At 72.7% G+C, this 25267-nt stretch carries 26 protein-coding genes; 15 read left to right on the forward strand and 11 right to left on the reverse strand.

Annotation, left to right across the window (positions count from 1 at the left end; translation table 11 throughout):
- Window positions 1-115: 115 nt before the first annotated feature.
- On the forward strand, window positions 116-1336 hold the full coding sequence (locus HUT12_RS08750; RefSeq protein ID WP_131054429.1) for a S8 family peptidase: 1221 nt from the start codon (window positions 116-118) through the stop codon (window positions 1334-1336).
- Between the two features lie 128 nt (window positions 1337-1464).
- On the opposite strand, the gene HUT12_RS08755 is transcribed toward HUT12_RS08750, so the two are convergent.
- From HUT12_RS08755 to HUT12_RS08765, 3 genes are all read right to left on the reverse strand, one after another.
- Window positions 1465-2523: an ABC transporter ATP-binding protein gene (locus tag HUT12_RS08755; RefSeq protein WP_176093055.1), complete on the reverse strand. Its 1059-nt coding sequence runs from the start codon at window positions 2521-2523 to the stop codon at window positions 1465-1467.
- A 116-nt stretch (window positions 2524-2639) separates the two neighbouring features.
- A complete protein-coding gene (locus tag HUT12_RS08760; protein ID WP_176093056.1) occupies window positions 2640-4175 on the reverse strand; it encodes an iron ABC transporter permease in 1536 nt (511 codons plus the stop codon).
- A 65-nt stretch (window positions 4176-4240) separates the two neighbouring features.
- A complete protein-coding gene (locus HUT12_RS08765) occupies window positions 4241-5299 on the reverse strand; it encodes an iron ABC transporter substrate-binding protein (protein WP_131057097.1) in 1059 nt (352 codons plus the stop codon).
- 137 nt (window positions 5300-5436) lie between these two features.
- Between HUT12_RS08765 and HUT12_RS08770 the strand changes: the two genes are divergently transcribed.
- Window positions 5437-6018 carry an HhH-GPD-type base excision DNA repair protein gene (locus HUT12_RS08770; protein ID WP_131057095.1) on the forward strand — a complete coding sequence of 194 codons (582 nt, stop codon included), beginning with the start codon at window positions 5437-5439 and terminating at the stop codon, window positions 6016-6018.
- Between the two features lie 111 nt (window positions 6019-6129).
- Complete coding sequence (locus HUT12_RS08775) at window positions 6130-6486, forward strand: DUF3099 domain-containing protein (RefSeq protein ID WP_131057093.1); 357 nt, start codon at window positions 6130-6132, stop codon at window positions 6484-6486.
- A gap of 58 nt (window positions 6487-6544) precedes the next feature.
- Here the strand turns inward: HUT12_RS08775 and HUT12_RS08780 are convergent, their stop codons facing one another.
- Both HUT12_RS08780 and HUT12_RS08785 read right to left on the reverse strand, forming a co-directional pair.
- Window positions 6545-7486, reverse strand: coding sequence for a sugar kinase (locus tag HUT12_RS08780; protein ID WP_254876752.1), 942 nt, complete (start codon window positions 7484-7486; stop codon window positions 6545-6547).
- Entirely contained in the window at window positions 7483-8418 is a 936-nt protein-coding gene (locus HUT12_RS08785) for a pseudouridine-5'-phosphate glycosidase (protein ID WP_176093057.1), read from the reverse strand. Before HUT12_RS08785 ends, HUT12_RS08780 begins: the two co-directional genes overlap by 4 nt.
- 89 nt (window positions 8419-8507) lie before the next feature.
- Between HUT12_RS08785 and HUT12_RS08790 the strand changes: the two genes are divergently transcribed.
- The 3 genes from HUT12_RS08790 (at window position 8508) to HUT12_RS08800 (ending at window position 11466) form a co-directional block, all read left to right on the forward strand.
- On the forward strand, window positions 8508-8726 hold the full coding sequence (locus tag HUT12_RS08790; protein ID WP_131057695.1) for a DUF3039 domain-containing protein: 219 nt from the start codon (window positions 8508-8510) through the stop codon (window positions 8724-8726).
- Between the two features lie 40 nt (window positions 8727-8766).
- Entirely contained in the window at window positions 8767-9420 is a 654-nt protein-coding gene (locus tag HUT12_RS08795) for a trimeric intracellular cation channel family protein (protein ID WP_176093058.1), read from the forward strand.
- A gap of 321 nt (window positions 9421-9741) precedes the next feature.
- Window positions 9742-11466 (forward strand): DEAD/DEAH box helicase, encoded by a 1725-nt coding sequence (locus tag HUT12_RS08800; RefSeq protein ID WP_176093059.1) that lies wholly within the window; start codon window positions 9742-9744, stop codon window positions 11464-11466.
- Between the two features lie 195 nt (window positions 11467-11661).
- Here the strand turns inward: HUT12_RS08800 and HUT12_RS08805 are convergent, their stop codons facing one another.
- Both HUT12_RS08805 and HUT12_RS08810 read right to left on the reverse strand, forming a co-directional pair.
- Window positions 11662-11895, reverse strand: coding sequence for a hypothetical protein (locus HUT12_RS08805; protein ID WP_117226588.1), 234 nt, complete (start codon window positions 11893-11895; stop codon window positions 11662-11664).
- A gap of 242 nt (window positions 11896-12137) precedes the next feature.
- The gene (locus HUT12_RS08810; RefSeq protein ID WP_176093060.1) at window positions 12138-13736 is read right to left on the reverse strand and encodes an RNA polymerase sigma factor; all 1599 of its coding nucleotides are present in this window, start codon (window positions 13734-13736) and stop codon (window positions 12138-12140) included.
- A gap of 287 nt (window positions 13737-14023) precedes the next feature.
- Here HUT12_RS08810 and HUT12_RS08815 point away from each other — a divergent pair, with 287 nt between their 5' ends.
- Window positions 14024-14845 (forward strand): inositol monophosphatase family protein, encoded by an 822-nt coding sequence (locus tag HUT12_RS08815; RefSeq protein WP_176093061.1) that lies wholly within the window; start codon window positions 14024-14026, stop codon window positions 14843-14845.
- Window positions 14846-14938: 93 nt separating this feature from the next.
- On the opposite strand, the gene HUT12_RS08820 is transcribed toward HUT12_RS08815, so the two are convergent.
- Complete coding sequence (locus tag HUT12_RS08820) at window positions 14939-15454, reverse strand: LytR C-terminal domain-containing protein (protein WP_176093062.1); 516 nt, start codon at window positions 15452-15454, stop codon at window positions 14939-14941.
- 433 nt (window positions 15455-15887) lie between these two features.
- On the opposite strand from HUT12_RS08820, the gene HUT12_RS08825 reads away from it, so the two are divergent.
- Together HUT12_RS08825 and HUT12_RS08830 are read left to right on the forward strand one after the other, a co-directional pair.
- A complete protein-coding gene (locus HUT12_RS08825) occupies window positions 15888-16184 on the forward strand; it encodes a DUF4193 domain-containing protein (RefSeq protein ID WP_007075406.1) in 297 nt (98 codons plus the stop codon).
- Window positions 16185-16406: 222 nt separating this feature from the next.
- A complete protein-coding gene (locus HUT12_RS08830; protein WP_236145961.1) occupies window positions 16407-17246 on the forward strand; it encodes a hypothetical protein in 840 nt (279 codons plus the stop codon).
- 96 nt (window positions 17247-17342) lie between these two features.
- On the opposite strand, the gene HUT12_RS08835 is transcribed toward HUT12_RS08830, so the two are convergent.
- On the reverse strand, window positions 17343-17843 hold the full coding sequence (locus HUT12_RS08835) for a DUF3093 domain-containing protein (protein ID WP_176095703.1): 501 nt from the start codon (window positions 17841-17843) through the stop codon (window positions 17343-17345).
- A gap of 77 nt (window positions 17844-17920) precedes the next feature.
- Between HUT12_RS08835 and dut the strand changes: the two genes are divergently transcribed.
- The 4 genes from dut (at window position 17921) to HUT12_RS08855 (ending at window position 20337) form a co-directional block, all read left to right on the forward strand.
- A complete protein-coding gene (dut, locus tag HUT12_RS08840) occupies window positions 17921-18451 on the forward strand; it encodes a dUTP diphosphatase (protein ID WP_131056240.1) in 531 nt (176 codons plus the stop codon).
- Window positions 18448-19116 carry a DUF3710 domain-containing protein gene (locus tag HUT12_RS08845; protein WP_176093063.1) on the forward strand — a complete coding sequence of 223 codons (669 nt, stop codon included), beginning with the start codon at window positions 18448-18450 and terminating at the stop codon, window positions 19114-19116. The genes dut and HUT12_RS08845 overlap by 4 nt, the downstream gene beginning before the upstream one ends.
- Window positions 19117-19244: 128 nt before the next feature.
- On the forward strand, window positions 19245-19625 hold the full coding sequence (locus HUT12_RS08850; RefSeq protein ID WP_131056108.1) for an OB-fold nucleic acid binding domain-containing protein: 381 nt from the start codon (window positions 19245-19247) through the stop codon (window positions 19623-19625).
- 31 nt (window positions 19626-19656) lie between these two features.
- Window positions 19657-20337 (forward strand): DUF3159 domain-containing protein, encoded by a 681-nt coding sequence (locus HUT12_RS08855; protein ID WP_131056110.1) that lies wholly within the window; start codon window positions 19657-19659, stop codon window positions 20335-20337.
- Between the two features lie 13 nt (window positions 20338-20350).
- Here HUT12_RS08855 and HUT12_RS08860 read toward each other — a convergent pair whose 3' ends face one another.
- A complete protein-coding gene (locus tag HUT12_RS08860) occupies window positions 20351-21040 on the reverse strand; it encodes a TrkA family potassium uptake protein (RefSeq protein ID WP_131056112.1) in 690 nt (229 codons plus the stop codon).
- 1 nt (window position 21041) lies between these two features.
- Entirely contained in the window at window positions 21042-21704 is a 663-nt protein-coding gene (locus tag HUT12_RS08865; RefSeq protein ID WP_176093064.1) for a TrkA family potassium uptake protein, read from the reverse strand.
- Window positions 21705-21856: 152 nt separating this feature from the next.
- On the opposite strand from HUT12_RS08865, the gene HUT12_RS08870 reads away from it, so the two are divergent.
- Window positions 21857-23932, forward strand: coding sequence for an APC family permease (locus HUT12_RS08870; protein WP_176093065.1), 2076 nt, complete (start codon window positions 21857-21859; stop codon window positions 23930-23932).
- Window positions 23929-25164 (forward strand): class I SAM-dependent RNA methyltransferase, encoded by a 1236-nt coding sequence (locus tag HUT12_RS08875; RefSeq protein ID WP_176093066.1) that lies wholly within the window; start codon window positions 23929-23931, stop codon window positions 25162-25164. Before HUT12_RS08870 ends, HUT12_RS08875 begins: the two co-directional genes overlap by 4 nt.
- Window positions 25165-25267 lie beyond the last annotated feature (103 nt).

The following is a 25267-nucleotide window of genomic DNA, read 5'->3' on the forward strand; positions in this document are numbered from 1 at the left end:
GAAGAACGTCCCTGTCATATTCATCGATCTAACGCTAGCATCTCATCCATTCGAGTCCATGGGACGCACCGTCCGGCCATGACCCGGTCGGCCGTTCCGGTTAGGGAGGCAGACGATGTCCTCAGGGTTCACCGCGCGACGGCACGTCATCCGGGCGCTCGCCGTCGTCGCCACCGCGGCGGCCGTCTCGGCGGCCAGCACCACCGCGGCGGTCGCCGCACCCACCGGCGAGATCCGCGGCGCCGGTGCCGCGAACGCGGTCAGCGGCAGCTACCTCGTCGTGCTGCGCTCCGACGCGGTCGGCACCGCCGGTTCGTCGGCGGCCCGCACCGCAGTGCCGGACCGGGCCACCGCCCTGGTCCAGCGGTACGGGGGCAGCGTCTCCGACACCTTCTCGGCGGCACTGACCGGCTTCGCCGCCAAGATGTCCGCGAAGCAGGCGGCCCGGCTCGCCGCCAACTCGGCGGTCGCGTACGTCGAGCAGGACCAGGCGTTCACCGTCCAGGCGACCCAGACCAACCCCACCTGGGGCCTGGACCGCATCGACCAGCGGAACCGCCCGCTGAGCGGCACCTACACCTACCCGAACACGGCCTCGAACGTCCGGGCCTACATCATCGACACCGGCATCCGGACCACGCACAACGAGTTCGGCGGTCGGGCCACCTGGGGCACCAACACGGTCGACTCCAACAACACCGACTGCAACGGCCACGGCACCCACGTCGCCGGGACCGTCGGCGGCGCGACGTACGGCGTTGCCAAGTCCGTCCGCCTGGTCGCGGTGAAGGTGCTCAACTGCTCCGGTGGCGGCACCACCGCCAGCGTGGTCAACGGCGTGAACTGGGTGACCGCCAACGCGGTGAAGCCGGCCGTGGCGAACATGAGCCTCGGCGGCGGGGCCAGCAGCACGATCGACAACGCGGTGGCCAACTCGATCGCCTCCGGCATCAGCTACGCGGTGGCGGCCGGTAACTCCAACGCCAACGCCTGCAACTACTCGCCGGCCCGCACCTCGACCGCCATCACCGTCGGCTCGACGACCAGCACCGACGCCCGGTCGTCCTTCTCGAACTACGGCTCCTGCGTGCACATCTTCGCGCCCGGGTCGAGCGTGCTGTCCGCGTACCACACCAGCAACACCGCGACCAACACGCTGAACGGCACCTCGATGGCCTCCCCGCACGTGGCCGGTGCCGCCGCGCTCGTGCTCTCGGCCAACCCGTCCTACACCCCGGCCCAGGTCAAGAGCTACCTGACCAGCAACGCCACCACCGGCGTGGTGACCAGCCCGGGCAGCGGCTCGCCGAACCGCCTGCTGTTCGTGGTCAACTGACCCTGACGCACACCGGCCCGGCGGACGGCTCCAGCGTCCGCCGGGCCCGCGCGTGACCACCGAAGACCAGACCGACCCGGGCCGACGCCACCGGTGCCGACCCGGGCCGGCCGGACCACCGGTCGAGGTCAGGCGGCGAGGTCGACCGGGGACCTGCGCTCGGCGTCCGCCGGGAAGACCCGCGCCGCACCGTCCACCCGCACCGTGACCTCGCCGTCCATCGGCACGGTGGCACCGTCGAGCACCCGGGCGGTGATCGCCGTACCGTCGCCCAGTCGCAGACCGACGAGCGCGTCGTGGCCGTGGAAGTCGTGCCGCAGCACGGTGCCGGTGATCCCGTCCGGCCCGGCGGCCAGCCGGATCTGCTCCGGCCGCAACAGCACGGTGACCGGCCCGTCGGCCACCGCACCGGCGACCGGCAGCACCCCCAACGCGGTCCGGGCCGTCCCGCTCTCGACGACCGCCGGCAGCAGCACCGCGTCACCGACGAAACCGGCCACCCACGGGTCGGCCGGCTCCCGGTAGACCGTGGTCGGCGCGGCGGCCTGCACCACCCGACCGTCGCGCAGCACCACCACCTTGTCGGCCACCGACAGCGCCTCCCCCTGATCGTGGGTCACCAGCACACCGGTCGCCCCGTCGGCGCGCAGCGCCTCGCGTACGTCGTGCCGCAGCCCGGCGCGCAGCCCCGCGTCCAGGGCGCTGAACGGCTCGTCGAGCAGCACCACCGACGGTCGGGGCGCGAGTGCGCGGGCCACCGCGACCCGCTGCTGCTGCCCACCGGAGAGCTGGTGCGGCATCCGGTCGCCGTACCCGGCGAGCCCGACCAGCGCCAGCACCTCCTCGACCCGGTCGGTCCGCCGGGTGGCCCGGTCCAGCCCGTACCCGATGTTCTCGGCCACCCGCAGATGCGGGAAGAGGGCACCCTCCTGGGGCACCACCGCGATACGGCGCCGGTGCGCCGGCAGGTGCCGGCCGCCGCCCGCGACCACCGCGCCGTCGATGCGGATCTCGCCGCCGTCGAGCCGCTCGAAGCCGGCCAGGCAGCGCAGCAACGTGGTCTTGCCGCAGCCGGACGGCCCGAGCACCGCGGTCAACTGCCCGGACGGCACACTGAGGTCGGCGCCGGCCAACGCGGTGACCCGCCCGTACCGCTTCACCACTCCGTCGAGCACGACCTCACTCATGCCACCCCTCCACTCCGTTGCGTGGCGGCATGGCCTGCTGAGCTGCTGATTCGTTCGCTGCGCTCACTCATGCCGCCCCTCCACACTCATGCCACCCCTCCAGTCCGTTACGTGTCTCATGCGTTGCGCTCCCGGTCGAGCAGGCCGCTGCGGGCGACCAGCAGCCAGGTGGGTACCGCCGAGATCAGCACCAGCAGCGCGGCGTAGGGGGCCGCCGCCGCGTAGGCGCCGACGGCCGTACTCGTCCACAGCTCGGTGGCCAGGGTGTCCGTGCCGGTGGGACGCAGCAGCAGGGTGGCCGGGAGTTCCTTCATGCCGGTGAGGAAGACCAGCGCGGCCCCGGCGCCGATGCCCGGCAGGGTGAGCGGCAGGGTCACCGTGCGCAGCACGGTCCAGGGGCCACGGCCGAGCGACCGGGCCACCTCCTCCAGTCCGGCGGGGGACTGGGCGGCCGCGCCGGCTACCGCGCCGACCGCCAACGGCAGGAACAGCGTCGCGTACGCCAGGGCGAGCAGCCACCGGGTCTGATAGAGCGGGTACGCCACGTTGATCCCGAAGAAGATCAGCGAGAGCCCGATCACCACGCCGGGCAGGGCGTGGGCCAGGTACGCCAGCCGGTCCAGTGCGGTGGTCAGCGGACCCGGCGCCCGGGCGACGAGCAGCCCCAGCGGAAGCGCCAGCAGCATGGTGAGGGCGGCGCCGGCCAGCGAGACGGTCAGCGAGTTCCCGGCGGCGGTGAGCACCTCGGGCAGGGCACCCGGGCGGGACACCCCGGCGGCGAGCCGCCGACCGAGGCTGACCGCCGGCACCCCGAGCGCCAGCGCGGCGACGCCGGCCAGCACGGCGATGACCGGCCAGCGGGCCGCCCCGAGCGCCAGCCGGGGTGCGGGACGTCGGGTGCCGCCGAGCCGCGCGTACCGGGCACCGCGACGGCGGGTGGCGGTCTCGCCGGTGAGCAGCACCACCGTGAGCACCACCAGCACGCTGGAGAGCACCAGCGCCCCGGTGCGGTCGAAGCCGAGGTCGAAGGCGACGAAGATGGCCCGGGTGAAGGTGTCGGCGCGCAGGATGGAGACCGCGCCGAAGTCGGAGAGCACATAGAGGGCGACCAGCAGCGCACCGGCGGCGGTGGCCGGGCGGATCTGCCGCAGCGTCACCGCGGTGAAGGTCTGCCACCCGCTGCGCCCGAGCGAGCGGGACACCTCCTCCTGCGCCGGGTCCGCGCCGCGCAACGCCGCCGCGACCGGCAGCAGCACGTACGGGTAGGAGCAGAGGGTGAGCACCAGCGCCGCCGGCCAGAACCCCTCCCACCGGGGCAGCGCGGAGACCCAGGCGAAGGCGGCGATGTAGGTGGGCACGGCCAGCGGCAGCGCCGCCAGCACGGCGAAGGCCCGGCGGCCGGGCAGGTCGGTGCGGGTGACCAGGAACGCGGTACCCACGCCGAGCAGGACGCAGGCCGTGGTGACCACGGCGGCCAGTCCGAGACTGCGCAGGGCGAGCAGCGCGACGCGGTCGGTCCACAACTCGGCGACGACCGCGTCCCAGCCCGCCTCGGCGGTGCGTACCCCGAGGTAGGCCAGCGGGATCAGGGCGACGGCCACCGCGGCGGTCGAGGCCGCGAGCAACGCCGGCCGTGGGGCCAGCCGCCGCATCCCGCCGGGTACGCCGGACAGGGCCGACCCGGATCGGGACGGCCCTGCGACGGAGGGAGGTGCGGTCAGGGCACCAGGCCCGAGTTCTTGATCATGGTGACGGTGGCGTCGAGCGTGTCCAGGTCGTTCAGGTCGATCTGCGGCACCGCCAGCTCGGACAGGGCCGGCACGTACGCCGGGGAGGGCACGCCGTCGATCACCGGGTACTCGTAGGTCTGCTCGGCGAAGAACGTCTGGGCCTCGGTGCCGAGCAGGAAGTCCACGAACTTCTGCACGTCGGCGTTCTCGGCGGCCCGCTTGAGCACACCCACACCCGCGACGTTCACCAGGGCTCCGGTGTCACCGCCGGAGAAGAAGTGCAGCTTGACCTTGAGCGCGTCCGGCGTGGTGCCCTGCTCCTTGGCGATCTCGCCCAGGTAGTAGTGGTTGACCAGGCCGGCCGGGATGGTGCCGGCGCCGACGTCTTCGAGGATCTTGCCGTTGCCGTCGCGGATCTGCGGGTCGTTGGCCTTCAGACCGCTGAGGAACTGCTCGGCCTTGGCGTCGTCGTGCTGCACCCGGATGGCGGTGACGAACGCCTGGAACGAGGCGTTGGTCGGGGCGACGCCGATCTTGCCCTTCCAGGCCGGGCCGGTCAGGTCGAACACCGAGGCGGGCAGCTCCTCGGCCTTCACCAGGTCGGCGTTGTACGCCAGCACCCGGGCCCGGGCGCTCACGCCGACCCACTGGCCGTTGCCGGCACGGTAGGACGCCGGCACCTTCGCCGTGGTCTCCTCGGCGAGCGTGGTGAACATGCCCTGCTTCGCCACGGTGCCGAGGGCGCCCGCGTCCTGCGCGAAGAACACGTCGGCGGGGGACCGGTCGCCCTCCTCGACGAGCTGGGCGGCGAGCTGCGCGGTGTTCGCGTACCGGGCGTTGACGGTGATGCCGGTCTGCTCGGTGAACTTGTCCAACAGCGGCTTGACGAGCTGCTCGTTGCGTCCGCTGTAGACGGTGATCGACTTGTCGGTCGACTGGCCCGAGTCTGCTGCCGCGTCCTCCTCACCTGATCCGCAGGCGGCCAGCCCGACGGTGAGCAGGCTGGCGGCGAGCAACGCGCCGGTGGTACGGCGGGTGAGAAGCACGATGAACCCTTTCCTCTGCGGCCCGGGGCGACCGAGGCGCCGAAGTTAGCACAGCCTAACCTAATCGCGGAATCGAGCTGAGGGTGAGATCACGTGCCGGAGGCCAGGGCGAGGGCCGCGACGGGCAGGATGAGGGCATGACACTCGCGCTGCCCATCGATCCGGAGGCGAACCGGCTGCTCATGCAGAGTCCGCTGGCGTTGCTGACGGGAATGGTTCTTGATCAACAAGTCTCGATGGAGAAGGCGTTCTCCTCGCCGTACGTGCTGACCCAGCGGCTCGGTCACGACCTGGACGCCCGGGAACTCGCCGAGTACGACCCGGAGGCGCTGGTGGCCCTCTTCGCCCAGCCGCCGGCGCTGCACCGGTTCCCGAAGGCGATGGCGGCCCGCGTGCAGGAGGTCTGCCGGGCGCTGGTCGACCGGTACGACGGTGACGCCGCCCGACTCTGGGCCGACCCCGCCGACGGTGCGGAGCTGCTCGCGCGGATCACCGCCCTGCCGGGCTTCGGCCGACAGAAGGGGCAGATCTTCCTCGCCCTGCTCGGCAAGCGGTTCGGCGTACGGCCGCCGGGCTGGCGGGAGGCGGCCGGCGGCTACGGCGAGCCGGAGGTCCACCGGTCCGTGGCCGACGTCACCGACGGCGAGTCGTTGCGCCTGGTCCGGGAGTACAAGCAGCAGCAGAAGGCGGCGGCGAAGGCGAAGACCGCCGGAGGCTGAGCGGTCCGGCGGGGGATGTGCCGGGCTGGGTCGGCGGGGTAGCGGCACGACGAACGTCGTCGCGGGCCCGGTCGAGGTGACAGGATGGAGGCGACCCCGAGGAGGTACACGGTGAAGCATCAGGCGTACCGGCCGATCCTCATCACCGACGCCTCGCGCAGCCAGAACGACCAGCTCACCACCCGGCAGCGGCGGTACGTGGCGATGATGGGCGTCCGGGTGGCGTGCGTGATCGTCGGCGCGATCCTGGTCGGCACGCGGGCGCCCCTGCTCTGGCTCTGGCTGCCCCTGGTGGCGCTGGGCATGATCGTCGTCCCGTGGCTCGCGGTGCTGCTGGCCAACGACCGGCCGCCGAAGGAACAGCACCGGCTGATCGGCCGGTCGGCGCGGCGGCAGCAGCAGGAGGCCCCGCCGATGAGCCTGACCGCCGAGGAACGGCCGCACAAGGTCATCGACGCCGAGCCCTGACGCAGTCCCACCCGGGCAGCACTGGCACGGCCCGGGCGGGACTGTCGTCGTGAGCGGTTCAGCCGACCGGCCGGGCACCCACCTGGGAGACCGCCGCCGCGCCGAGGTCGGTGGCCCGGTTCAGGGCGGCCTCCGGGGTCGCCCCGGTCAGCCAGGCGGCGAGCAGCCCGGCCGCGAAGGCGTCACCCGCTCCCGTCACGTCCACCACCGCCACCCGGCGGGCCGGTGAGGTGACGAGCGTTCCGGTCCGTTCCACCCAGGTGGCACCCGCGCCACCGCGCTTGACCACCACCCGTCGGGCGGTGGCGGCCAGCGCCCGTCCCTGGGCCGCCGGATCCAGTCCGCCGGCCAGCACCGTCGCCTCGTCGGTGTTCACCAGCAGCAGGTCGACCCCGCGTACCCAGGACAGGAAGGCCGCCGGGCCGACGGCCCGCAGCGGTGCCGCGGAGGCCGCGTCCACGCTGGTGGTGAGGCCACGCTCGCGGGCGGCGGCCAGCGCGTGCCGGCCCGCCGGGCGGGACTCCGGGTCCAGCAGGGTGTACCCGGACAGGTGCAGGTGGCTCGCCTCCGGCGCCTCGGCCAGGGCCGCGTCGACCTGCTCGGGGCGCAGCCGCACGTTCGCCCCGCGCTCGGTGACCATGGTGCGTTCGTCCTCACCGGCCAGCACGATCACCGTGCCGGTGCCGATCCCGGGCACGGTCCGCACCGCGCAGTCGACGCCGACGGCGGTCAGCTCCGCGATCCGGTCCCGTCCCGCACCGTCGTCGCCGACGGCACCGACCAGCGTCACCGGTACGTTCTGCGTGGTCAGCCAGGCGGCGGTGTTCGCGGCCTGCCCGCCACCGGTGAACCGGATCGACGCGGGCGTGTCCGTGCCCCGGGCCAGCGGGGTGGTCAGCACCGCCACCACGTCGGTGATCACGTCACCGACGACCAGCACCCGGCCGGCGGCGCTGACGCGGCCCGTTCCGGTGCCGGTCCGTACGCCGGATCCGCTCACGCCGTGGCGCTGTCGCGCCGGGTGGTGGCGGCCACCGCGATCCGGGCGGCGAGATCGGCGTTGCGCAGGATGATCCGGACGTTGACCGCCAGGCTGGCGCCCTCCGTGGCGGAGTGGAAGTGGGAGAGCAGGTACGGGGTGACCGCCTTGCCGCTCACCCCGTCGCGCTCCAGTCGGGCCAGCCCCTCGGCGAGCGTCCGGTCGTGCAGGTCCGGGTCGAGCTGCTCGTCGACCGGCAGCGGGTTGGCGACGACCAGACCGCCGTGGTGCACGCCGTGCGCCTCGCGGGCGGCCAGCGCGTCGGCGATCAGCTCCGGCGAGTCGACCGACCAGTCCAGGTCGAAGCCGCTGTCGGTGATGAAGAAGCCCGGGAACCGACGGGTGCGGTAGCCGACCACGGCCACCCCGAGGGTCTCCAGACGCTCCAGCGTCGCGCCCACGTCGAGGATCGACTTGACCCCGGCACAGACCACCGCGATCGGCGTCCGGGCGAGGGTGACCAGGTCGGCGGACTCGTCGAAGGTCTGCGCGGCCTCGCGGTGCACCCCGCCCAGGCCGCCGGTGGCGAACACGCCGATCCCGGCCCGGGCCGCCACCGCGCTGGTCGCGGCCACGGTGGTGGCACCGTCCGCGCCGGTCGCGGCGGCCACCGCGAGATCGCGTACGGAGAGTTTGGTCACGTCCTCGGCGGTGGCCAGCCGGGTCAGCTCGGCGTCGTCGAGGCCCACCACGAGTTCGCCGGAGACCATCCCGATGGTGGCCGGGACGGCGCCCGCGTCCCGGACGGCCTGTTCGATCTCCCGGGCCACCCGCAGGTTGTCCGGCCGGGGCAGGCCGTGCGAGACGATGGTGCTCTCCAGGGCGACCACAGGACGCCGCTCGCGCAGCGCCTGGGCCACCTCGACGCCGTGGCGAAGGTGAAAGTCGGTCACAGTCGCCCACCGTACTGCCGCCACCCCGGTCACCTCAGGTGGACCGGGGCCACAGTGACCTGCCAGACTTGTCGGTCGGAGGTGCAGACGTGAGCACAGAGGTCCTCGAGCGTCCGGAGCTGAAGGACGCCGACACCGGCCCGGAGATGTTCCACTACGTCCGGAAGGAAAAGATCGCCGAGAGTGCCGTCATGGGCACCTTCGTCGTGGCGCTGTGCGGAGAGACCTTCCCGGTGACAAAGACCCCCAAAAAGGGTTCACCGGTCTGCCCCAAGTGCAAAGAGATCTACGACTCGTACCGCGAGTGACCCCGGGCCGACCGCCCGTACGCCCGCGTAACCTGCGGCGGTGACCACCTCCACCGCCCTGCTCCTGGCCGACCTGGCCGGGGTCGCGGTCTTCGCCGCCTCGGGAGCCTCCGCGGCGGTCGCCAAGCGTCTCGATCTGTTCGGCGTGGTCTTCGTCGGTTTCGTCGCCGCCCTCGGCGGTGGGATCTTCCGTGACCTGGTCATCAACGAGGCGCCGCCGTTGGCCTTCGGCGACTGGCGGTACGCGACCACCGCCGCGCTGACCGCCGGGGCGATCTTCTGGCTGCACCCGCAGTTCGCCCGGCTGCGGACCACCGTCCTGGTGCTGGACGCGGCCGGGCTGGGCCTGTTCACCGTCGTCGGCACCCTCAAAGCCCTCGAAGCCCAGGTCCCGCCCGTCGGTGCCTGCCTGATCGGCATGCTCACCGCGATCGGCGGTGGGCTGGTCCGTGACCTGCTCACCGCCGAGATCCCGGTGGTGCTACGGCGGGAGATCTACGCGCTCGCGGCACTGGTCGGCTCGATCGTGGTCGCGGTCCTGTACGGCCTCGACCGCACCGGCCCGGTCCCGCTCACCGCCGCGGCGGCGCTGGTCTTCGGCGTACGCCTGGTGGCGCTGCGGCACCGGTGGTCGGCGCCGGTGGCGACGCTGCGCCCGCCCCGCGCCGGGGCGTCCGGCCCGCCGCCGGAGTGACGGCGACCGCCGCCGCTGCGGCCGTCACCACCCGGTGGACGCGGCGTCACGTCGCGGACGCGGTGCGGTGGCCGAGACGACGTGGTGCGGAGGCCGACGCGGCACGGTGACCTGGCGCTCTGGTCGTTGCGGCCGGGCAGTGGCGAAGGGCACCGGACGTCCGGTGTGGCGTCGCGTGGGGCCGGTCGCCGGTCCTGGTTATGCTGAGTCGGCCTTCGCGGCTTCTTCTGCGCGGAGGCGTTTTCGTGGGGCGACTACCGCGCCCTCGACCCGGGTCCGCCGGCCTGCGGTCGGGACACTGCGGTCGGAGAGGAGCGAGCCGTGGCACCCCGGACGCCGGCGCTCGAGACGTTCCCGCCCCTACGGGCCTGGCAACGCAAGGCGATGGTGGAGTACCTGCGCCGACGCAGCGAGGACTTCACCGCAGTCGCCACCCCGGGTGCCGGGAAGACCACCTTCGCCCTGCGGATCGCCGCCGAACTGCTCGCGGACGGCACCGTCGAGGCGGTGACCGTGGTGGCGCCGACCGAGCACCTGAAGACCCAGTGGGCGGACGCGGCGGCCCGGATCGGCATCCAGCTCGACGCCGCGTTCCGTAACGCCGACCTGCACTCGTCGACGGACTACCACGGTGCGGTGATCACCTACGCGCAGGTCGGCATGGCCCCGCACGTGCATCGGCGGCGCACCATGACCCGGCGCACCCTGGTCATCCTCGACGAGATCCACCACGCCGGCGACTCCCGCACCTGGGGCGACGGGGTGAAGGCCGCCTTCGAACCGGCCGTACGCCGGCTGATGCTGACCGGTACGCCGTTCCGCTCCGACGACAACCCGATCCCGTTCGTCGACTACGAGCGGGGTGGGGACGGGCTGCTGCGGTCCCGGGCCGACTCGGTGTACGGCTACAGCGACGCCCTGCGCGACGGCGTGGTGCGGCCGGTGCTGTTCCTGGCGTACTCCGGGGAGACCCGGTGGCGCACCAACGCCGGGGAGGAGCTGTCGGCCCGGCTGGGCGAGCCGATGACCCAGGATCTCATCGCCCAGGCCTGGCGTACCGCCCTGGATCCGGCCGGGGACTGGATGCCGCAGGTGCTGCGGGCCGCCGACGCCCGGCTGACCGTGCTGCGCGAGGCGGGCATGCCCGACGCGGCCGGTCTGGTGATCGCCACCGACCAGCAGTCCGCCCGCTCGTACGCCAAACTCATCGAGCAGGTCACCGGCGAGAAGGCGGCTGTCGTCCTCTCCGACGACGTGGGCGCTTCGGCCCGGATCGCGACGTTCGCGGCGTCCGAGCAGCGGTGGTTGGTCGCGGTGCGGATGGTCTCCGAGGGGGTCGACATCCCCCGGCTGGCCGTCGGCGTCTACGCCACCAGTGCGAGCACGCCGCTCTACTTCGCGCAGGCCATCGGGCGGTTCGTCCGGGCCCGTCGCCCGGGGGAGACCGCCTCGGTGTTCCTGCCCAGCGTCCCGCACCTGCTCGGGCTGGCCAGCGAGATGGAGGCCGAGCGGGACCACGTGCTCGGCAAGCCGAAGGACCGCGAGGGTTTCGACGACGACCTGCTGGAGCGGGCCCAGCGCGACGACCAGGCCAGCGGCGAACTGGAGAAGCGGTTCGCCGCCCTCTCCGCCACCGCCGAACTCGACCAGGTGATCTTCGACGGCGCCTCGTTCGGCACCGCCGCCCAGGCAGGTACGCCCGAGGAAGAGGAGTACCTGGGCCTGCCCGGGCTGCTGACCTCGGCACAGGTGGCGGAGCTGCTGTCCAAGCGGCAGTCCGAGCAACTGGCGGCCCGGAAGCGGCGTGCGACCGAGCGGCCCGCCGAGCCCTCCGCCCCGCCCGCGCCGGCGCCGATGAACGCCGCCCAACGCCGAGTCGCGCTACGCCGCCAGCTCAACGCCCTGGTGGCCGCCCAGCACCACCGCACCGGTCAACCGCACGGCAAGATCCACGCCGAGCTCCGCCGCCTCTGCGGTGGCCCGCCCAGCGCCCAGGCCACCATCGAACAGCTCGAAGAACGCATCGCGACCGTCCAGACCCTCTAACCCCACCCACCCACCCACCCCACCCACCCCGCCTGACCCGGGTGATCAAGAGGTTTGCGTCGGGGTGAGCGGGCGATCGTGGCCCAAATCTCTTGATCACCCGGGTCGGGCGGGGCGGGGAGAGGGCGGGGCAGAGAGACGGAGCCGGCCGGAGGCCCGTGTGGGGCCTCCGGCCGGCTCTGTGTCTCGTGGGTTCTAGTTGGCCATCAGGTCGGCGCCGCGCCACGTGAACTCAGGATCCGTCGCGAACCGTACGGTGATCTTCACGAGATCTTCCGCGTACTTGTTGGCGTGGTGTCCACAGAACACCAGCTCACTGCCACCCGAGAGGGTGATCCGGAGCTTGCCGGCGGCATTGCAGCGGTCGCACCGTTCATCGGCGGCCGGGGGGCTCACCGTCTCGGGCGGCGGCGTGAGGGTCGGGGTCATCGCCTTCCTCCTCTGGTCGTCACCGATGAACACTCTCTTCGGTCTGGTCACCTATCGTGCAACACCCTTGCAGGGCCTCGCCTTCCCTGTGTGCCCGCGGGGGACCGAGGTCACACCTGGCACGGATAGTGTGCCGTGCACCCAGGGTGCCACGTCAACGATCACATTCGTGCAACCACCTGATCACCATCCGGCGTTGACGCCTGGTGATCAAAACGACACGATCGGTTGACGTGTGCTGATCAGTCGAGATAATCCCGGAGTACCTGGGAACGCGACGGGTGCCGCAACTTGGACATCGTCTTGGACTCGATCTGCCGGATCCGCTCCCGGGTCACCCCGTAGACCTGCCCGATCTCGTCCAGCGTGCGCGGCTGGCCGTCGGTCAGGCCGAAGCGCAGGCGGACGACGCCCGCCTCCCGCTCGGACAGCGTCTGGAGCACCTGCTGGAGCTGGTCCTGGAGCAGCGAGAAGGACACCGCGTCGACCGCGACGACCGCCTCCGAGTCCTCGATGAAGTCACCGAGCTGGCTGTCGCCCTCGTCGCCGATGGTCTGGTCGAGCGAGATCGGCTCCCGGGCGTACTGCTGGATCTCCAGCACCTTCTCCGGTGTGATGTCCATCTCCTTCGCCAGCTCCTCCGGAGTGGGCTCACGGCCCAGGTCCTGGAGCAGCTCGCGCTGGATCCGGCCCAACTTGTTGATCACTTCGACCATGTGTACCGGGATGCGGATGGTGCGGGCCTGGTCGGCCATGGCGCGGGTGATGGCCTGGCGGATCCACCAGGTGGCGTAGGTGGAGAACTTGTAGCCCTTGGTGTAGTCGAATTTCTCGACGGCGCGGATGAGGCCGAGGTTGCCTTCCTGGATGAGGTCGAGGAAGGCCATGCCACGGCCCGTGTACCGCTTGGCGAGCGAGACGACCAGGCGGAGGTTCGCCTCCAGCAGGTGGTTCTTGGCGCGCTCGCCGTCGCGGGAGATCCAGAGCAGGTCGCGCTGCATGTCGCGGACCAGCTTCTCCTCGCCCTCGTCGGCGGCGCGCAGTCGCTCGGCGGCGTAGAGCCCGGCCTCGATCCGCTTGGCCAGCTCCACCTCCTGCTCGGCGTTGAGCAGCGGCACCTTGCCGATCTGCTTGAGGTACGCCCGGACGGAGTCGGCCGACGCCGTCAGCTCGGCGTCCCGGCGCGCCTGCTTGAGCGCCTCGGACTCCTCGTCGTCCCACTCGAAGTCGTTGTCGGTGGCCGAACTCGCCGCGTCGGCCTCGGCGGCCCGGGTCAGCTCGGCCGGCTCCTCGACCACCACGTCCTCGATCTCGGCGGCGAGTTCCTCGGGGTCGACCTCACCCTCGGCGCCCTCGCCCTTGCCGGCGGCCTTGGCCGGCTTGGCGCCGGTCGCGGCGGCCACCGTCGCCTTGGTGGCCCGGGTGGACTTCTTGGCCGGCGCGACGGCCTTGGCCACGTCGGCGGTGGTGCCGGTGGCCTTGCGCGCGGTCGCCTTGCGGGGTGCCGGCGCCGGCGCCTCGTCGGCGGCGGCCGCCTGCTTCGGGGCGGGCGGAGCCGCCTTCTTGGTGGTCTTGGCGGTGGTGGCCCGGGAGGCGGGAGTCGCGGAGCGGGCGGCGGCGACCCGGCGGCGGGTGCTGGCCGAACCGTCGACCACCACGGTCACCCCGGCCTCGGAGAGCGCCCGCAGGATCTTCTTGGCCTGGGCCGGAGTCACCTCGGCGGACTCGACGGTGCGCGCGAGCTGGGCCGACGTGAGCTGGCCGCCGGCGCTCTGCGCGTGGGCGATCAGGGTGTCGGTGAGCGAGCGAACGTCGGCGCCGGTCTGGCGGGGTTCTGTCACGAATGACCTTCCGGAGGCGAAGAGCGAGCACGGCCGGGATCGTCCGGCGCAGCGTGGGGCACCACGCCGGGCGATGTGGTTGAGGAACCCCCGTGTCCCCGGCCGACCGGTCGTCCGGTCGCCCGTGGCGGTGGGCAGGGGTGAATTGTAACGCCGTCTGCGGCGATCATCCTGCGCCGCACGGCTGACCGGCGGTCGAGACCGCCGATTCGGTGCACATCTGGACTTTGTAAGGATGATACCCGCGCAGGACTCGGAAACCCGCCCGTGCGGGAAGGGGACGGACGATGGACCGCTCGACGCCGCAGCCAGGGCAGTTGTTGGAGATCGCGATCGAGGTGGCGCGGGAGGCGGCGGCCACCGCGTACCGGATGAGGGTCGAGGGCGTCTCCGTGGCGGCCACCAAGAGCACCGCCACCGACGTGGTGACCGCCGCCGACCGCGCGGTGGAGCGCCAGATCATCGACGCGTTGCGTCGGCGGCGTCCGGACGACGCGGTGCTGGGCGAGGAGTACGGCGCGGCGGAGCGCGGCACGGCGGCACCGGCGCCGGTGCGGTGGATCGTGGATCCGATCGACGGCACGGTCAACTACCTGTACGGGCTGGCGCACTGCGCGGTGTCGATCGCTGCCGAGGTGAACGGCGAGGTCGTGGCCGGTGTGGTGCGCAACATCCAGACCGGCGAGGAGTGGACCGCGACGGCCGGCGGCGGTGCCTGGCGGGACGGCCGGCGGTTGCGCGGTTCCGCCGAGACCGACCTCGGGCAGGCGCTGGTGATCACCGGTTTCGGCTACGACTCGGCCCGTCGGGTCCACCAGGCCCGGGTGGTGACCGAGTTGATTGCGCACGTCCGGGACATCCGTCGGCTCGGCGCCGCCGCCGTCGACCTCTGCCTGGTCGCCGAGGGGCGCGCCGACGCGTTCTACGAGAAGGGCCTGGCGGACTGGGACCGGGCCGCCGGCGGACTGGTGGCCACCGAGGCCGGCCTGCGGATAGGCGGGATCGACGGGCAGGACCCCGGGCCGGACATGGTCATCGCGGCGCCGCCGGAGCTGTTCGTGCCGCTGCACGACCGGCTGGCCGCGCTGGACGCCTCCGGCGGCCCCTGATCGTCCGGCCGGGTGACCCGTAGTCGGGACGCTCGGCCGATCAGATCGGCCCGCCCGGCTCGTCCGGTCCACCCGGTCGGGTCGATCCGTCGGTCAGTCCTCGATCGGCATCGGGCAGGTGCCCGGCGGGGCCACCGGCGAACCGAGGTCACCGAGGGACTGGTTCACCTCGGTGGTGGTCGCCAGTTGCCGGAAGCCGTTGCCGAGGACCACGTCCACCACGTCGTCCTCGCGCTTGGCGTCGTACTCGTACTCGGCGTTGTTGAGGAAGTACGCCCGCAGCAGGTGGGCGGAGCCGACGCCCTTCGGGCCGTACCGCAGCACCGCCACGTCGTCGACCTGCTTCTTCTGGCTCGCTTCCTTCTGGACCTGGAAGTCGCGGTTGCGGAACTCGTCGCCCACGCTGGCGGCCAACCCGGGGCGGTCGGTGGCGTTCAGCACTTTGATCTTGACGTCCTTGCGCTCGCGCAACGTCACGTCGGCGCGGGGCCAGTCCACCGGGCAACCCTGGGCGGAGCCCGCGTTACCCTGGGTGTCCTTGACGAGTGCGACGACCACGAAGACCAGGGCGACCACCGCCAGCATGCCGACGACAACGAGTGCTCGCACTCGCGCAAAGCTCATCAGGGCGCTCCCGGGCGATGGATGGGTGGCAGCGGCCGTCGGCGTGGGGGGCCCGTCCCGCCGGCCGCCGGGTACGCCGCTGAGGTTAACGGTTGTCCGACCGTCGCGTGGAAACAGTCCGACATACCGGCGCGCCACCCTGGAACCGGGTACTACTACCCCTATCTTCGTGTCGCCTGAGTCACATTGGGAACAACTTCCCGTGCAGGGGCGTACATCTCAGCCACGAGGGCGGTATACATGCCTCGCCCAAGGGGGGGTAGGTTCCGCGCTCGTCGGGGAGATCCTCTGGCGGTCTGGCCCACACAGTCGTCGGGTCGGGTGGCCGACACTTGCGGTGGCCTGCCAGCGGAACCGAAACAGCGTCGTCCGGCGTTACAACCGGAAGCGACAACATCGAAATGGGAGAGTGAAACCGATGGCCACCGACTACGACGCCCCGCGCCGCGACGAGGTCGACCTCGGCGAGGACAGCCTCGAAGAGCTCAAGGCCCGGCGCGTCGACTCACAGTCGGGTGCCGTGGACGTCGACGAGGCGGAGGTGGCGGAGAGCTTCGAGCTGCCCGGCGCCGACCTGGCCGACGAGGAGCTCACGGTCAAGGTGCTGCCGATGCAGCAGGACGAGTTCCGCTGTGCCCGGTGCTTCCTGGTGCACCACCGCAGCCAGCTGGCAGTCGAGCGCAACGGCGAGCTGATCTGCCGTGAGTGTGTCTGACCGACGGCCCGACACCACCAGAACAGCGGCGGCTCCGGGACGGAGCCGCCGCTACCCGGCTCGGCGAGCGGTGGTGCCCGAGACCTGATTCACTCGTGAGGTGACGCGCCACGCGGTGGCCGTCAGCCGGGGGAGGTCAGGCATGGGCGCGCGGCAGTGGTCGAGTCATCGATTCCGGGCCGCGGTGTCGCGTGGCGGCACGGAGGGCAGCGGAGTGGCGGCATGAGCGAGCCGAACGCGAACAGGCGGGACGCGGACGAGCAGGGCACGCACGGGCAGGACACGGACGAGCTGGGCGCGACGGTGGTGGCGTTGACCGCCGACGACGTCGAGCCGGCGGCGCGTCGGAAGTTGCTCGGGCGTCTGGTGCAGCAGGCCCGGAACCGGGGCATCGGTGACCTCTTCAAGCCCAAGGCGGCCGTGCGGTGGATGGTCGACACCGTCGCCGAGGTCGCCCCGCACGTACCGATCAGGGACCTGGCGACCCTGCGCCGGCACTTCCCAGGCCTGGACGACGAGCAGTTGGCCGACCGGCTGGTCCGCAACGCGTCCCGGGCGACCGCGGGGATCGGCGCGGCCGGTGGCGGCGCCTCCGCCGTGCAGTGGACGGTCACCCCGAGCCTGTTGTCCGCGCCGGTGCTGCTGGCCGCCGAGACGGTCACCGTGGTGACGATCGAGCTGAAGCTGACCGGCGAGCTGCACGAGATCTACGGCGCGCCGCTGCCCAGCGGCGGGACGGAGCGTACGGTCGCCCTGGTGCAGGCGTGGGCCAACCGGCGCGGCGTCAACCCGATGATGCCGGGCGTGGGGGTCGGTGCGGTGCTCGGCACCGCCGCCCGGCACGAGCTGCGGGACACCCTGCTCAAGCGGTTCGGTCGTAACCTGACCACGCTCGGGCCCTTCCTCACCGGCGCGGCGGTGGCGAGCTTCCTGAACCGGCGGGCGACCCGGGCGCTGGCCGACGAACTCCGCACCGACCTGCGCCGGCAGCGGCGGACGCTGCCCGGTGGACCGGCCGGGCCACCCGTGCCCGGTGGCCCGCCCGCGCTGCCCGCTTCCTGACCGGCCGTCCGGCGGCGGCTGAGCCCCGGGACAGTGCCGGCAACGGCCCTGAGAACGCCGAGGAGGCCCGAGTCTGCCCGGAGTGGGGTACGAAGGTCAGCGTGCCGAATCCCGGGCGGCCAGGAGCGCCTCGGCGAGTTCGACCGGGCGCCGGGAACTGACCACCCAGAACGGGGTGGGGTCGTCCGGGTCGTCGAGGACCACCTGGACGGCGCCGGAGATCCACGGCCGCTGCACCACGAACGCCAGCGGGTCGGCGGCGACACCGAGCACCTCACGCCGCCCGTCGGCGTCCAGCGCGACGGCGTCGGCGACGAAGCGCGCCGGCAGTCGGGCGTCGTCGACCTGGAGTTCCCCGTCGGTCACCGCGACCCGGATCCGGCCCAGCCAGGCCATGGTCGCCAGCGCGAGCGGGACGAGCACCGCGAACGGCAGCCAGGCGCGTACGCCGGTCGCGCCCATCCAGACCTCCACCGACAGCAGTGCGGCGACCGCGATCCCGGCCGGCCACAACCACCAGGGCAGCCGGAGCCGTTCGGCGTACGTCGGGGGTGCCGTGGTGGGGGAGGAGGACGGTGACGTGCTCACTCGTGCCAGGGTACGGCGCGCGGCGGCCCGGGTACCGGGCAGGATGGCAGGGTCACCCCCAGCGGAACGGACGAAAGAGGTAGACCGTGACCGACCTGGTGCCCGTACCGGTACGGCAACTCGACCCCGATTTGCCGCTGCCGGCGTACTCGCATCCCGGTGACGCCGGTGCCGACCTGGTGGCCGCCGCCGACGTCGAGTTGCCGCCCGGCGGCCGGGCTCTGGTGCCGACCGGCGTGGCGATCGCGTTGCCCGAGGGGTACGTGGGTCTGGTCCACCCCCGATCGGGGCTCGCGGCCAGACTCGGCGTGACGGTGCTCAACGCGCCCGGTACGGTCGACGCCGGCTACCGGGGTGAGATCCTGGTCAACCTGATCAACCATGATCGGGACGCACCGGTGAAGATCTCGCGGGGCGACCGGATCGCGCAACTCGTTGTGCAGCGGGTGGCACGGGCGGCCTTCCGGCCGGTGGCCGAACTGCCCGCGTCCGGCCGGGGCACCGGCGGGCACGGCTCCACCGGCGGACACGTCGGCCTGGTGCCGCCGCCGGCCACGGACGGCGTGGACGGAAGAGATGGCACGGTGAGTGCGAACAGCGGAGGGTGGACGCAGTGATCTTCTCCCGAAAGCGGGCCGCGGGACGGCACGCCCGTGACGAGCGAGCCACGGACGCGCTCCAGACCGTCGACGGCGCCGGGTCGGCGCCGGAGGCGCCGGCGCGCGGGCCGTACGACGTCTCCGAGGCGCCGGACGGGGTGCAGCGACTCGACCTGGGCAGCCTGCAGATCCCGGCGGTCCCCGAGGTCGAGGTGCGGGTGCAGGCCGACCCGCAGGGGGTGATCCAGCAGGTCGTGCTGGTGCACGGGCCGAGTGCCCTGCAACTCGGCGTCTTCGCCGCGCCCCGCTCCGAGGGGATCTGGGACGAGGTGCGCGAGGAGATCCGCAAGTCGTTGTTCAGCGACGGCGCCGCCGCCCAGGAGGTCGTCGGCGAGTACGGCACCGAGCTGCACGCCCGGGTGCGTACCGAGGACGGGCTGACCGACCTGCGGTTCGTCGGAGTGGACGGGCCGCGCTGGATGGTCCGGGCGGTGTACCAGGGCGCGGCGGCCACCGACCCCGACGCCGCCGGTCCGCTGGCCGACTGCCTCAACGGGCTCGTCGTCGACCGGGGACAGGAGGCCAAGCCGGTGCGGGAGCCGCTGCCGCTGCGGCTGCCCCGCGAGGCGTCCGACCAGGTCGAGGCCGATGCCGAGGTGGCGCCGGCGCCGGGTACGCGCTGAACCCGGCTCCGTCGTAGGCACCGGGACGGCCCGGACCGGCGTACGCTGGCGTGAGTCGTTCCGGTGCCGCCGGGATCGGCGGGTGCCGGCGACGTCCCGGCCGGCGTGGATGGGGTGACGCGGAGGTCATGAGCACCGGCGAGGGTCGGGGTTCGCTGCGGCGCATGTTGCGACGGCTCACCGCCAGCGAGGCCGAGATCGAGGCGCAGCAGTTGCAGTGGGACAGCGCCCGCTGCGGCGGTGTCCCGGCGGCGCAGTGCGCCCGGGGTCAGGTGGCCTCGGTCACCGGCCGCCTGCGTACGGTGGTCTACTCGCCACGGACCAACCTGCCGGCGCTGGAGGCCGACCTCTACGACGGCAGCGACGTCGTGACGCTGGTCTGGTTGGGTCAGCGGCGTATCACCGGCATCGAGCCCGGGCGACACCTGACCGCGAAGGGGCGGATCGCGGTGCGGGACGACCGCAAGGTGATCTACAACCCGTACTACGAGTTGGAGCCGTCGACGTGACTGCGCGGGCGCGGCGGATGAAAGGCGGGCGATGACCACCGGACAGCACCCGGCCACCCAGCCGGAGACCGAGCCGACCGACGAGGAGCGGCTGCCGACCGTCGCCGAGCAGATGGCCGACCAACTCGGCGGCTGGCGGGGGCTGGTGGAGTCCAGCATCCCGGTGGTCGTCTTCGTGGTGGTCAACATCCTCGGCGAGCTGCGTCCCGCGGTGATCGCCTCGGTGGGCGTGGCGGTCCTGATCGGCGTGCTGCGGCTGGCCCAGCGCCGGCCGGTACGGCACGCGGTCAACGGACTGTTCGGCATCGGCATCGGTGCCGCCATCGCCTGGCGCACCGGCGAGGCACGCGACTTCTATCTGCCCGGCATCCTGTACGGCATCGGCTACGGGGTGGCGCTGCTGGTCTCGGCGGTGATCCGGCAGCCACTGGTCGGCTGGCTCTGGTCGGTGCTGGTGGCCAAGGGCAGCTCCGAGTGGCGCGACGATCCGAGGCTGGTGCGGACCTTCACCGGCCTGACCGTGCTCTGGGGCGTGGTCTGGTTGGCCAAGGTCGGGGTGCAGGCCGGGCTCTACCTGGCGGAGCAGGACACCGCGCTGGGCGTGGCCCGGCTCGCGCTGGGCTACCCGCCGTACGTGCTGCTGTTGCTGATCACGGTCTGGACCGTCCGGCGGGTCATGCGGGAGTCGGAGCCGACGCCGCTGCCGAGCTGACCCGTCCGGCGGCTCAGCGCGACTCGCGGGTCCGCTCGACGCTGTCCGGGCCGAGGATCACCGCGCGTACCGCGTCCTCCATCTCGGCTGTGCACACGAAGATCAGCTCGTCGCCGGCCTCGACCGGGTCGTCGGGACTGGGCACCAGGACCCGCTTGCCGCGCAGGATGGCCACCAGCGCGGCGTCCCGGGGCAGCGGCACCGCCCGCAGCGGCTGCCCGACGTAGGGCGCGGTCGGCGGCAACGTGATCTCGACGAGGTTGGCCTCGCCCTGCCGGAAGGTCATCAGACGGACCAGGTCGCCAACGGTCACCGCCTCCTCGACCAGGGCGGCCATCACGCGCGGCTTGCTGACCGCCACGTCCACGCCCCACTGCTCGGTGAAGAGCCACTCGTTCTCGGCCCGGTTGACGCGGGCGACCACCCGGGGCACCGCGAACTCGGTCTTGGCCAGCAGCGAGACCACGAGGTTGGCCTTGTCGTCGCCGGTGGCCGCGACCACCACGTCACAACCGGCGAGGTCGGCCTGCTCCAGGCTGGTCAGCTCGCAGGCGTCGGCGAGCACCCACTGCGCGTCCGGCACCCGCTCCGGCCGCAGCTTCCGCCGCTGCCGTTCGATGAGCATCACCTGGTGGCCGTTCTCGATCAGCTCCTGGGCGATCGAGCGGCCCACGTTGCCGGCGCCGGCGATGGCGACCCGCATGTCACTGCCCCCCTTCCGGCGCCGCCGCCGTCGCGGTGACCGTGGCCACCATGTCGTCGGTGACCAGCATGAAGACCTGATCGCCCTCCTGCACCACGCTGGAGCCGGTGGACAGCGTGCCGATGCCGAAGCGGATCAGGTACGCCACCCGGGCCCCGGTCGCCTCCTCCAGCGCCCGGACGGGCCGGCCGATCCAGTCCTCGTGCACCGGCACCTCGACGATGGAGACCGTGCTGGTCGGATCCCGGAAGATCTCGACGTTGCCCTCCGGTAGCAGGTGCCGCAGCATCCGGTCGGCGGTCCAGCGGACGGTGGCCACGGTGGGGATGCCGAGGCGCTCGAAGACCTGGGCGCGGCGCTGGTCGTAGATGCGGGCCGCCACCCGGGACACGCCGAACGTCTCGCGGGCCAGCCGGGCGGAGATGATGTTGGAGTTGTCGCCGCTGGAGACCGCGGCGAAGGCGTCGGCCCGCTCGATGCCGGCCTCGCGCAGCACGTCGCCGTCGAAACCGGCCCCGGTGACCGTGATCCCGGCGAAGTCCGGCCCCAGGCGGCGGAACGCCTCGGCGTCGTGGTCGATCACCGCCACCGAGTGCCCCCGGGCTTCGAGGCTCTGCGCCAGGGTCGACCCGACCCGGCCACATCCCATGATCACGATATGCACGCTTCCTCCCACGGTGCGTACCGCCGCGCCTCGTCGCCTGCGAGCCTGCCACGTCGGCGTCGCGGACGGGGACCGACGGTACTCCGGCCCGGACAGCGGCTGCGGGCGACCACCGCGCGTCCCGGCCGGCAGCGGTCGTACGCTTGGCGGCTGTGGCCCGATCCACCTCCCTGTTGAAGCGGCTGCTCGTCGGTCGACCGTTCCGGTCCGACCGCCTCAAGCACACCCTCCTACCGAAGCGCATCGCCCTGCCCGTCTTCGCCTCGGACGCGCTGTCCAGCGTGGCGTACGCGCCGGACGAGATCCTCCTGATGCTCTCCATCGCGGGGGCCTCGGCCTTCGTGTTCTCGCCCTGGGTGGCCCTCGGCGTCGTCGTGGTGATGCTGACCGTGGTGGCCAGCTACCGGCAGAACGTGCACGCCTATCCCTCCGGCGGCGGCGACTACGAGGTGGCTACGGTCAACCTCGGCCCACGGGCCGGGGTCGGGGTGGCCAGCGCCCTGCTGGTCGACTACGTGTTGACGGTCGCCGTGTCGGTCTCCTCCGGGGTGGCCAACCTCGGCTCGGTGATCCCCTTCGTGGCGACCCACAAGGTGCTGATCGCGGTCTGCGCGGTGGTCCTGCTCACCGCCGTCAACCTGCGCGGGCTCAAGGAGGCCGGCAGCGCGTTCGCCATCCCCACCTACGGCTTCATGATCGTCATCGTCGGCATGATCCTCACCGGGCTGGTCCGGATCGTGGTGCTCGGCGAGGACCTGCGCGCGCCCAGCGCCGACCTGGTGATCGCCGCCGAGTGGCACGACACCACCGGCTGGGCGATGGCGTTCCTGCTGCTGCGCAGCTTCTCCTCCGGGTGCGCCGCGCTCACCGGCGTCGAGGCGATCTCCAACGGGGTACCGGCGTTCAAGGCGCCCAAGAGCCGCAACGCCGCCACCACGCTGCTGATGCTCGGCCTGGTCGCGGTGACCATGCTGGTCGGGATCGTCTGGCTGGCCCGGCTCACCGGGTTGCAGTTCGTCGAGGACCCGGGCCACCAGATCGTCGGCGGCCCGGACGGCTACGTGCAGAAGACCGTCACCGCGCAGCTCGCGGAGACCATCTTCGGGTCCGGCTCGGTGCTGCTGTTCCTGGTGGTCGGGGTGACCGCCACGATCCTCTTCGTGGCCGCGAACACCGCCTTCACCGGCTTCCCGGTGCTCGGCTCGATCCTGGCCCAGGACCGCTACCTGCCCCGGCAGCTGCACACCCGGGGCGACCGGCTGGCCTTCTCCAACGGCATCCTGTTCCTGGCCGCCTTCGCGATCGTGCTGATCATCGGCTTCCAGGCCGAGGTGACCAAGCTCATCCAGCTCTACATCGTCGGGGTCTTCGTCTCGTTCACGCTCTCCCAGGCCGGCATGATCCGGCACTGGAACCGGCTGCTGCGCACCGAACGCGACCCCCGGGTGCGGTCCCGGATGATCCGTTCCCGGGCGATCAACGCCTTCGGCATGGCGATGACCGGGACCGTGCTGGTCATCGTGCTGATCACCAAGTTCCTGCTGGGCGCGTGGATCGCGATCGTCGCGATGGGGGTGATCTATCTGCTGATGCTGGCCATCCGTCGGCACTACGACCGGGTCGCGGTGGAGCTGACCCCGGACGAGGGACGCCCGGTGCTGCCCGCCCGCAACCACGCGATCGTGCTGGTCAGCAAGCTTCACCAGCCGACCCTGCGGGCGGTGGCGTACGCGCAGGCCACCCGGCCGGACACGCTGACCGCGGTGACCGTGAACGTGGACGACACCGACACCCGGCAGTTGCAGGCGGACTGGGAGCGGCGGGAGGTGCCGATCACGCTGACCGTGGTCGACTCGCCGTACCGCGAGATCACCCGGCCGATCCTGAACTATGTTGCGGGGGTCCGCCGCGAGTCGCCGCGCGACGTGGTCACCGTCTTCATCCCCGAGTACGTCGTCGGACGCTGGTGGGAGCACCTGCTGCACAACCAGAGCGCGTTGCGGCTCAAGGGCCGCCTGCTCTTCGAACCGGGAGTGATGGTGACCAGTGTGCCGTGGCAGCTCGCTTCGACCGCCGGCAAGGACCTGGACCGGATGGACGCCACGCTGAGCCGGGGACCGGCCCGGGGCCCACGGGCGACGCCGCGCAGCACGCTGCCGCCGAGCGTCCCGCCGGCCGGCCCGGTGGCGGCCCGCGACGGCGAGGCGCCGGGCGGTGAGCCGCGATGACGGGGTCGACCGGTGGCGGGCTGGAGGAGGCCCAGCGGGTGGAGTTGACCGTCGCGGCGGTCGCCCCCGGCGGTCACTGTGTGGCCCGGGTCGACGGGCAGGTGGTCTTCGTCCGGCACGCGCTGCCCGGTGAGCGGGTGGTGGCCGAGGTGACCGAGGTGCACCGGGGGTTCGTCCGGGCCGACGCGGTGACCGTGCTGGAGCCCGCCGAGCAGCGGGTCACCCCGCCCTGCCCGTACGCCCGGCCGGGCCGCTGCGGTGGATGCGACCTGCAACACGTCGCCCCGCAGGCCCAGCTCGACTGGAAGACCACGGTCGTCCGCGAGCAACTCGTCCGACTCGGCGGTCTCGACGAGGCCGCCTGCGACGCGCTGGGCGTCCGGGTCGAGGCACTGCCCGGCGGGCCGCTGGGCTGGCGGTCCCGGGTCCGCTACGCGGTCGACGCGGCGGGTCGGGCCGGGCTGCTCAAACACCGCTCGCACGAGGTGGTGCCGATCGACCGCTGCCTGATCGCCCACCCGGCCGTGCAGGAACTGCCGGTGCTGACCTCCGCCGGTGCGCGGTGGCCGGACGACGAGGCGGTGGAGACGGTCGCCTCCACCGGCGGGGACGTGACGGTGACCGCCGTCGCGGCCGGGCGTACCCGGATCGTGAGCGGCCCGGAACAGGTGCGTGAGCGGGCCGCGGGCCGGGAGTGGGCGCTGCCCGCCTCGTCCTTCTGGCAGGTGCACCCGGCGGCGGCGGACACGCTCGTCGACGCGGTGCTGGCACTCACCGACCCGCAGCCGGCCGAGACCGCCTGGGACCTCTACGGCGGGGCGGGGCTGTTCGCCGCCGCGCTGGCCGACCGGGTCGGCGGGTCCGGCCGGGTCACCCTGGTCGAGGCGGCCGGTGACGGCGTCACGGCGGCCCGGCAGAACCTGCGCGACCTGCCCCGGGTCGAGGTGGTGGCGGCCCGGGTGGAGACCGCACTGGCCCGCCGCCGGATCACCGGACTGGTCGACGTGGTGGTGCTCGACCCGCCCCGGGCGGGCGCCGGTGCCAGGGTGGTGCGCGACGTGGTCGCCGCCGGGCCGCGTGCCGTCGCCTACGTGGCCTGCGACCCGGCCGCGTTCGCCCGGGACCTGCGGGTCTTCACCGGGCTGGGCTGGCGGCTGGCGGCGCTGCGCGGGTACGACCTCTTCCCGATGACCCAGCACGTGGAGCTGGTGGGGCTGCTGGTTCCCGGCTGACCGGGGGTGGTGCCGCCACGCCGCCTACGGGTGCGGGCCTGACCTGGCGGTCAGGGTGAGGGCCCGGTGACCCGGGCTGCGAGGTGTGCGAGGGCCGATAGAC

Origin of the sequence: Verrucosispora sp. NA02020, from assembly GCF_013364215.1 — a bacterium.
In the GTDB taxonomy this organism is placed as follows: domain Bacteria; phylum Actinomycetota; class Actinomycetes; order Mycobacteriales; family Micromonosporaceae; genus Micromonospora.

What these genes read in the sequence shown, in the direction of transcription:
- HUT12_RS08750 (WP_131054429.1), top strand. Translation starts at nt 116, where the DNA reads ATGTCCTCAGGGTTCACCGCGCGACGGCACGTCATCCGGGCGCTCGCC.
- HUT12_RS08755 (WP_176093055.1), bottom strand. Translation starts at nt 2,523, where the DNA reads ATGAGTGAGGTCGTGCTCGACGGAGTGGTGAAGCGGTACGGGCGGGTC.
- HUT12_RS08760 (WP_176093056.1), bottom strand. Translation starts at nt 4,175, where the DNA reads ATGCGGCGGCTGGCCCCACGGCCGGCGTTGCTCGCGGCCTCGACCGCC.
- HUT12_RS08770 (WP_131057095.1), top strand. Translation starts at nt 5,437, where the DNA reads ATGACACTCGCGCTGCCCATCGATCCGGAGGCGAACCGGCTGCTCATG.
- HUT12_RS08805 (WP_117226588.1), bottom strand. Translation starts at nt 11,895, where the DNA reads ATGACCCCGACCCTCACGCCGCCGCCCGAGACGGTGAGCCCCCCGGCC.
- HUT12_RS08815 (WP_176093061.1), top strand. Translation starts at nt 14,024, where the DNA reads ATGGACCGCTCGACGCCGCAGCCAGGGCAGTTGTTGGAGATCGCGATC.
- HUT12_RS08825 (WP_007075406.1), top strand. Translation starts at nt 15,888, where the DNA reads ATGGCCACCGACTACGACGCCCCGCGCCGCGACGAGGTCGACCTCGGC.
- HUT12_RS08830 (WP_236145961.1), top strand. Translation starts at nt 16,407, where the DNA reads ATGAGCGAGCCGAACGCGAACAGGCGGGACGCGGACGAGCAGGGCACG.
- HUT12_RS08850 (WP_131056108.1), top strand. Translation starts at nt 19,245, where the DNA reads ATGAGCACCGGCGAGGGTCGGGGTTCGCTGCGGCGCATGTTGCGACGG.
- HUT12_RS08855 (WP_131056110.1), top strand. Translation starts at nt 19,657, where the DNA reads ATGACCACCGGACAGCACCCGGCCACCCAGCCGGAGACCGAGCCGACC.
- HUT12_RS08860 (WP_131056112.1), bottom strand. Translation starts at nt 21,040, where the DNA reads ATGCGGGTCGCCATCGCCGGCGCCGGCAACGTGGGCCGCTCGATCGCC.
- HUT12_RS08875 (WP_176093066.1), top strand. Translation starts at nt 23,929, where the DNA reads ATGACGGGGTCGACCGGTGGCGGGCTGGAGGAGGCCCAGCGGGTGGAG.